At 44.3% G+C, this 7,645-nt stretch carries 6 protein-coding genes; 4 read left to right on the top strand and 2 right to left on the bottom strand.

Annotated features, from left to right (window positions below; all coding sequences use genetic code 11):
- Positions 1 to 165 precede the first annotated feature (165 nt).
- Entirely contained in the window at positions 166 to 789 is a 624-nt protein-coding gene (locus QUA34_RS29470) for a VWA domain-containing protein (RefSeq protein ID WP_333391007.1), read from the top strand.
- Between the two features lie 116 nt (positions 790 to 905).
- Positions 906 to 1,607 (top strand): matrixin family metalloprotease, encoded by a 702-nt coding sequence (locus tag QUA34_RS29465; RefSeq protein ID WP_333391004.1) that lies wholly within the window; start codon positions 906 to 908, stop codon positions 1,605 to 1,607.
- A gap of 27 nt (positions 1,608 to 1,634) precedes the next feature.
- On the opposite strand, the gene QUA34_RS29460 is transcribed toward QUA34_RS29465, so the two are convergent.
- Positions 1,635 to 2,090: a TerB family tellurite resistance protein gene (locus QUA34_RS29460; protein ID WP_190657273.1), complete on the bottom strand. Its 456-nt coding sequence runs from the start codon at positions 2,088 to 2,090 to the stop codon at positions 1,635 to 1,637.
- 218 nt (positions 2,091 to 2,308) lie between these two features.
- Complete coding sequence (locus QUA34_RS29455) at positions 2,309 to 3,478, bottom strand: DUF58 domain-containing protein (RefSeq protein ID WP_333391000.1); 1,170 nt, start codon at positions 3,476 to 3,478, stop codon at positions 2,309 to 2,311.
- Positions 3,479 to 3,759: 281 nt separating this feature from the next.
- On the opposite strand from QUA34_RS29455, the gene QUA34_RS29450 reads away from it, so the two are divergent.
- Together QUA34_RS29450 and QUA34_RS29445 are read left to right on the top strand one after the other, a co-directional pair.
- Positions 3,760 to 5,043: a PilT/PilU family type 4a pilus ATPase gene (locus QUA34_RS29450; RefSeq protein ID WP_333326128.1), complete on the top strand. Its 1,284-nt coding sequence runs from the start codon at positions 3,760 to 3,762 to the stop codon at positions 5,041 to 5,043.
- 570 nt (positions 5,044 to 5,613) lie between these two features.
- Entirely contained in the window at positions 5,614 to 7,245 is a 1,632-nt protein-coding gene (locus QUA34_RS29445; RefSeq protein WP_333390998.1) for a polysaccharide biosynthesis protein, read from the top strand.
- The last annotated feature ends 400 nt before the right edge of the window (positions 7,246 to 7,645 follow it).

Here is a 7,645-nt window from a genome sequence, read left to right as displayed (position 1 = left end):
TTTTTCATATTTTATTTCTAGAAAGTTTGTTGGGGAACTATTTGTTGACATTTTAGCACAATAAGTACGGAAGAGCCAAAAAAAGCAGACATTAGCCTTTTAAAAGCCAAAGTAGATATTTGTCTTAAAAAGAAAGGAATTGATGATATCCTAGCAAGAGTTGCTTTGGTTTTGGATATTTCTGGCTCTATGAGCCATCAATATAGTTCTGGTGCAGTGCAAGCGTTCCTTGAAAGAATAGTTCCAGTAGCTAGCAGACTAGATGATGATGCTACATTAGATGTTTGGTTTTTTGGCTCAACATTCAAAAGAACAAGCTCGGTGACGGAGACAAATGTTGATGGCTATATCACAAAAAAAATCGGCGAAATGAAGAGAGCTTTACTTGTTTTTAAAATGCCTTCTCTGATGCTGGAATTAGGTGGGGGAAACAATGAAAGTTTGGTAATACAAGATGTCATAAAGAAGTATACTCAGGAAAAGGCTAGTAAACTGCCTACATTTATTGTTTTCCTCAGTGATGGAGGCGTTACTAATGAGCCAGAAATTAAAAAATCTATAGTTGAAGCTGCAAAATATCCGATTTTTTGGCAATTTGTGGGATTGGCTGGTTTTAACTATGGAATTCTGGAAAGACTAGATAGTATGGGTGGCCGGCTGGTTGATAACGCTAACTTTTTTCATTTAGACGATTTGGGAAAAATCACTGATGAACAATTGTATGAAAGACTGCTCAATGAATTTCCCGCTTGGATTAAGCAGGCCAGATTGAAAGGAATATTAAAATAGGGAAATCGGAGCATTTTGTTGCGGACTGTGGCAACTATCAACTCAACCCATAGCCCTAGCTGAAATGAGCTCAAATTAACAAGAATATTACGAGAAAAAATTCCTACACTCAGTCAATGTCGCTGTACGATCGCCTAGACTTAACCAAACACAATCGCCAGCTAAAACTCCCCCTCTCTCAACGGCTAAACCTGACTAAACCCCCTAAACTCCGCTGTCAGGGCTGTCGTTCCCGTATCCGGCCTGAGTGGGAGTTTTGCCCTTCCTGTGGAGGAGTTCTAAGGGATAAAGATAGCGATTTTCGCCGTTGCATTTGGGTAGATGTATCAGGAATGGATGTCGCACCCGAAAATAGAGAAGCGATCTTTTCCCTGTTGATGGACGCCTTCTCCAAACTCTACGGCGCATTTAGAAGCATCAAAGTATTTTTGACATCTGATCCCCCCGATCGCAAAGAGTGGGGCGAAGATTTTACTCATGTTTATATATTCGTGGATAGCCAGCCGGTTGACTATCTCGGCGTGGCTAGCTTCAAATCGGGAATGGTTACAGATCGGGCGATTATTCGGATTGACCAAGTATTCTATGCTTCTTGCAATGCCAGCCTTAGTCTCAATCAACTATCTAACTTAATTGCAAATACCATTGCCCATGAAATAGGACATACACTCGGACTCGATCATTCTGCACTTCCGACCGATGTCATGCACAATGGACTCGTTCATACTGTTCATAGCTTAATGCCTCCCTCATTTCACGCAGAGCAAATAAACTCAATGAACAATGCTATTCGCAGATATAAAGCCTTGAATAATTGATTGGCTAGAACCATAAAATAGCTGAATTTAGAGATCGAATTCCCCAGGATTAATGCCTACAGCATGGCAAGCTTCTTTGACAACCTTCTTTTCATCTTTGTCAAAATTACCATCCGCACCACCGATAATAATGCCAATTTGGATGACTGCACGACCTTGGTCTAGTTTTTTATTAAGTTTCCCTATCGCTTGGATAGCCTCAATTTTACCAAAATCGAAGTCTTGTGAGAGCTTCTCACAATAAAAATCAAATTTTTGCTTCAACTCCGACGCCGGAAAAATTTGGAGTGTTTTATTAGAAATTATTAGAGCCGCCGTTTTTTGTCTTTCCTCGGTATTGATAGTGCCATCAGCAGCCGCAATCAATGCACATATTGCCATTGAGGCATCAGCAAAATCATTGTTTTTAAACTTGGAAATATTGGTTTGCAGAGAATCATTGATTTGTGATACATTCTGCTTTAATTTCTCCCAGAAAGTCATTTTTTCTCCTGTTTGGTGAATGAGATATGATGTTTATGACCGGATTCACAGTAATCTAAGCTGCTCTTAACTTGCCAAGCAATTGCCAGACCCCGTAAGACCCTTAACTTTATTAATTACACTCCTGTAGTGTATCATGGTTCTTGAGGTTTTAGATTAATTAAGTCAATCTTCATAACTAATCGCTCTTTCACAGGTTTTTTCGTGGCCTATCTTACTTAATAGCCAATCGCTCTTTCCAGAGGATCTTGTAACTGAAGTTCTAAGGGCCGGCCGGAGCGAATTTCTAAACCAGGTAACTCATGTTTGACTAACTTTTTTTCGCTTGTGGTAGCAGTTGCCAACGGCCAGAGTACCCAGCGGCTGCCTAGGGAAAGAGTGCTTAAACTTGCAGAGTTTTGAGTCAGCCAAATTATCGGTAGTTTCGGCAAATTCTCAACCGCATCTTCCCCAGTATTAACCGCCGCTAAAGTTTCCAAAACTACCCGGTTGCCCGAAACGAGTCCAGTCCCGGCCGTCCAAAGTTTGACGTTTAACAGGCGCTTGCTAGCATAGAAGTAAAGAGACGCAGCAACTGTCACGGCTCGTTCAAATTCTTCTGGCTGCCACGCCGCAGCGCTGTCGAGAGCAATAATAATTTCTTGACCGCCGGCTGCAACTTCTAACTCTCTCACCCGCAGTTCTCCGTAGCGGGCGCTGGTACGCCAGTGAATTAGGCGGGTGGGGTCTCCGTGGCGGTAAGGTCTCAGGTTGCGGGTGAGGCCTTCGGTAGCAGTTTGCGATCGACTGCGATTGTAAAATTGCGGGCTGTCTTCTTGACCGATGCGATCGATCAAAGGACAAGTGCTCAACGGCAAAACTTGTGGATAGACAACCGCCACCGCTTTGACTGCGCGACTGCGCCGGCACCAAAACAACCCTAAAGGTGCCGCTGTCCTCAAGTTTACCTCTTGCCAACGATAGACGCCGCGTTGCCGGACTTCCAGATAGTATGTATCCCTGTATATACTGTTCGGCTCTATGACTTCGATCGGGCGGACAACCGGTTCTCCCAATACAAACGGCAAGATGTCTACCACTTGCAACAGAGTCTGAGGTTGGCGGGCGCGATTTTCGATTTCTAGTTCAACGGTGATTTGATCGCCTGCACTCACCGGTTCTATCGTCCGGCGACGGACTTCCAGCGAACGGAGCGATTTTCCCGGCAAAACCGCCGCTACTCCCAACAGCGCTAAACCCCCACCGCTGAGTACGTACAGCCATCCAGACATTGTATTAGTCGCCGACCCAAAAAAGAAAACCGTCATCCCCGACAGCAGCCAACCCGCGTAGGCAGGGGTGACAGCACGATTTTCGAGCCAGTCGGCGATTTTGTGACCGATGTTCATAGGAGTTGGAATTGTTAATTACTCGATCGCCCCATCCAGCCTAATTGTAAAATATTCTCAGCATTTAACACCGAATTAACTGCGAGCGATTAGATTAGAAATCAGGCATTTTTTCGCAATAAATCTACATTGACCCGCCCAAAAACGGACAAAAGCCCCCGACACTCAGTCAGGGTCGATCCCAAAATTTTAGACTCTAGTTCCTGCTCCCAGATGAATCTGTGGAGTAAATCTAAAATCTAAAATCTAAAATCTAAAATAGACTGACTGGAGACCCAAAAATGAACCCATTAAACAATCCTACACCCGTTCAACCAGAGGCTCAAGCCCGCCGACGAACACCGCCGCCGCCGCCGCCCTTGGCTGCAACTCCCGCGCCGCCTCCACCCGCGCCGAGTGCGCCCCCCGCAGCCCAGCAGCAGCGGCCTGTTGAGACACCCGTCAGTACGATCGAACAAATGGTCAGAGATGCCCATAGCGTCTCGGCTTCCGACATTCACATTCGAGTCGGCCAAGTACCTCGATTTCGGATTCGGGGCGTGATGCAAGTAGCAACTAACCACCCCAAAGTAACCCCAGAAATTTTTGAAAATTACCTAGCCGAAATTCTCACCCCCGAACAGCGAAAACAGTTTGCAACTACCAAGGAATTAGATTCAGCAATTTTTTACCCTGGCTTCGTGCGGTGTCGGCTAAACTGTTTTGATTCCCTCAGCGGCGGTGCGATGGTATTGCGGTTGATTAGTTTGGAAATACCTACTATCGATTCCTTGAGGTTGCCAGAAGTTTTCAAAAATATCATTTTGCGATCGCAGGGATTAATATTAGTTACGGGGCCTACCGGTTCGGGAAAATCGACAACAGTAGCTGCGATGATCGACCACCTCAACCAGATGGAGCAAAAGCACGTAGTTACAATTGAAGACCCGATCGAATTCATTCACCCTTCTAAAAAATGCTTGGTCAGCCAGCGGGAAGTCGGCTTGCATACCCACGAGTTTCAGCAGGCTTTGCGGGCTGTTTTGCGTGAAGATCCAGATGTAATTCTGATCGGGGAAATGCGCGATCGAGTTACCATCAATACAGCGTTGCAAGCAGCTCAAACTGGTCACTTAGTATTGGGAACTCTCCACACTCGCAGCGCCATTAACGCTATTAATCGGTTGTTGAACCTCTACCCACCCGAGGAACAACAGGCGATGCGGATTCAAATTTGCGATTCTTTAGTAGCAGTAATTGCCCAACTTTTGCTGCCAACAGTTGACAACCGTCGCGTAGCAGTTCACGATATTTTGGTGAATACACCTGCCATGCACGATTACTTAATGAAAGGTGATGATGATGAAGCTTTCCGATTAATGGAACATGATACTTACGAAGGAATGCAGATTATCAACCAGGGTCTTTACAAACTGGTGCTGGAAGGCAGAGTGACGATCGAAGAAGCAGCAAAAACTTCTCCTGAAGCCAGCGATTTAGACCGCCGCTTGCGGACAGGGGGCTACGATGTTGGGGACGCTCGCGGCTTTGAAGGCAGCAAAAAAGAACGCACAGTTCGCGCCTAATAGCAGCACACATACAGGGGTAGGCACTGCAGGACTACCCCACCCATCAAGTAACAAGATTTTTAGCAGGCGGAAATATTTGATTAAGGCTTTTGTGCGTATTTTTACTTAATATAAAACTATATTTAGTAACCAAAAATACATTTTAATTAAAAAGTAAAATGCTATAATCAATAATGTCGAGTGTATTGTTAAGTTTTTTAAACGTAGACCCTACTTTACATAAACTTTAAAATTGCGTGAAAACTCGTAGGTTATTGCAAAGAAATAGTAAAGATATGTTCGGAGTATTGCCAACACTCAGTCATTTAAGTATATAGTTGTAGTGACAAATTTTGGACAGAGAACATTCCGACTTTGCCGATATTTGCCGATCGCAGAAGTAAGCAGGTTACAAAAGCGCTTAATAAAACTACAAGCAGAGCCGATGCCGTGTTTTTCCAATTAAGTAGCTTTTAGTCGAAAAAATCCTAAAACCAAGCAGACTTTTAAAGATTCTGTCCCTCGAAAATTTGTTTAACAACGCGCTTATCAGCAACGGTATTTCTAGAATTTAAAGGAGCAAAAAAAGTGAAGAGTGCATATAACCAAAGAGAACTGTTTGAAGGTGCCAGCAAAGCGGAAATAATTGAGCGCATCCAGCAGCTAGTTCCGCCCGGTTCCCCGGAACCCCAAGATCCTGAAATCCTCGCGGCTCTCCAAACTCTCACCGCACAGCTAATCGCAGCCTATCAAGCCGACGGACAATTAGAAAGCGAACCTTTTAGCGACGTGCGCGGTCGCACTATTCACCTATACGCATCGGCAGTCAGCAGCCAAATCAAAGGAAAAACCATATTAATCACCGGAGGAGAAGGATGTGTCGGTCGTTTCTTAATCGCAAAACTCCTCGAATTAGGCGCAACTAAAATCATTTCCGCAGACAACGCCCGATGTCAAAACCCCGAAGAAAATCTCCCGCTTTTTACCAGAGAAGGTGCAGTAACTTTCTATGCCGCCGATATTCGCAACCTCGACGCGCTCAAACACATATTTGAGGTAGAAAAACCAGAAATTGTTTTTCACCTAGCAGCCCAGCGCCAACCCGGACTAGCTGAAATCAAAATCCGAGAAACAGTTACAACCAGCCTGTTAGGATGTAAACACGTCATCCAACTCTGCGAAGAATACGGCGTAGAACACTGCATCTTCTCTTCTACAGGCAAAACATCTCGATATTTTACAACCGAAGTTTACGCGGCATCGAAGAAGTTTGCCGAATGGCAATTTGCCAAAGCAGCTCAAGAAGGAAATGTCACTTACGGGATGGTTCGCTTTACTCATATGTTGGAAAATAGCTTGTTCTGCGAGCAAATGTCCAAAAAAGTAGAGCAAGGTAAAACTGTCAACGTTCACGCTCCCCACCGCTACGTAACTGCTCAAAATCTTTTTGAAGCCGTACATTTATTGCTGAATTCTCTGATTGTGTCCCTTCCCGGAAAACTGAAATTTGTCGCCGTGAGTAATCTCGGTTGGCCGACAGAAACCTTGGAAGTAGCTCTTTATAAAATTCTTGAATCAGGCAAAAATCTGCCGATTTATTTTCAAGGACTTTTGCCGGGATACGAAGAACCGTTTTTCCTTGGACAGTTTGACTGGAAAAAACCTACAGAAATTCACCTTTTAATTAATGTGTTGGAAGATCCTTTTAGAAGTATTAACGATACAGGCGACATGGTGAGTGTAGAATTAGCTCCTTTTTCTTTGCCTGTCTTAGATAAACAAGTGTCGAAGCTCGAAAGCTTAATCATCGATCCAGATTTCCCCGAAGTGCAAATCAAGCACGCTCTTGTCGCAGCGGAAAAAGAAGTGATTGCTTCCTCTTTTGCATGGAGTGCCCCTGAAGACTTGTTGAAGATTTTGCAGTGGGGAATCAATCCCAAGAAATTGCAAGGTTACGGAACGGAAATCGCTGACTATCGCGAGATTATCGAACTCCTCCTGCAAGGAATCTGCGGGCGGCTTAACCAAGAAGTCTTGCACAGTGCTGGAGTTACGGCAGATGAGTTTGATGACTTAGTTGAGAGTCTTTCTACCCTGGATTTGATTCAAGCAGAAGTGGGATATTTGCGATCGGTGTCGAGATATCTCAGAGAATTTGCACCCCCCGCACAGTTCACCACCAAAAAATCTGAACCTGTTGCTATGCCCGATGCAGCGTAGCTTGAACATAGTTTTGAGTTGGGAGATTGCTTCCTGAGTGCCTACCTACAGGAGATGAATGAGTTATATCAATTCCGGTTGCACGAGCGAAATGGTTTTTGACAGTTGACAGTTGACAGTTGACAGTTGACGGGCGGGTCGAAAAACTGAATGGTTGAGTGTTAACTCTTGGCTGGATTGTATTATTCCGATGCAACCGGATTTGATGTTAAACATTGACTAAGTGTTTAGTTGATTACAAATAGAATACCCAGAAACCTGGTTTCTAAAAGAAACCGGGTTTCTTCAGTCTGGGCTTGTTTGAGGTTTAATTAAATTGAGTGATATCAGGTTCGGATAATTAGTTATAATTAAGGGCAGCCGATTCACAGGGACGCCAAACCCCCTATGCCAAAAAAAG

The organism is Microcoleus sp. POL10_C6 (genome assembly GCF_036701585.1).
Classification (GTDB): Bacteria; Cyanobacteriota; Cyanobacteriia; order Cyanobacteriales; family Microcoleaceae; genus Microcoleus.
The sequence above is the reverse complement of the archived record's forward strand: the minus strand, read 5'-3'. Positions and strand labels throughout refer to the sequence as shown.

Coding starts and splice junctions, on each gene's coding strand:
- QUA34_RS29465 (WP_333391004.1), top strand. CDS start 906: ATGTCGCTGTACGATCGCCTAGACTTAACCAAACACAATCGCCAGCTA.
- QUA34_RS29460 (WP_190657273.1), bottom strand. CDS start 2,090: ATGACTTTCTGGGAGAAATTAAAGCAGAATGTATCACAAATCAATGAT.
- QUA34_RS29455 (WP_333391000.1), bottom strand. CDS start 3,478: ATGAACATCGGTCACAAAATCGCCGACTGGCTCGAAAATCGTGCTGTC.
- QUA34_RS29450 (WP_333326128.1), top strand. CDS start 3,760: ATGAACCCATTAAACAATCCTACACCCGTTCAACCAGAGGCTCAAGCC.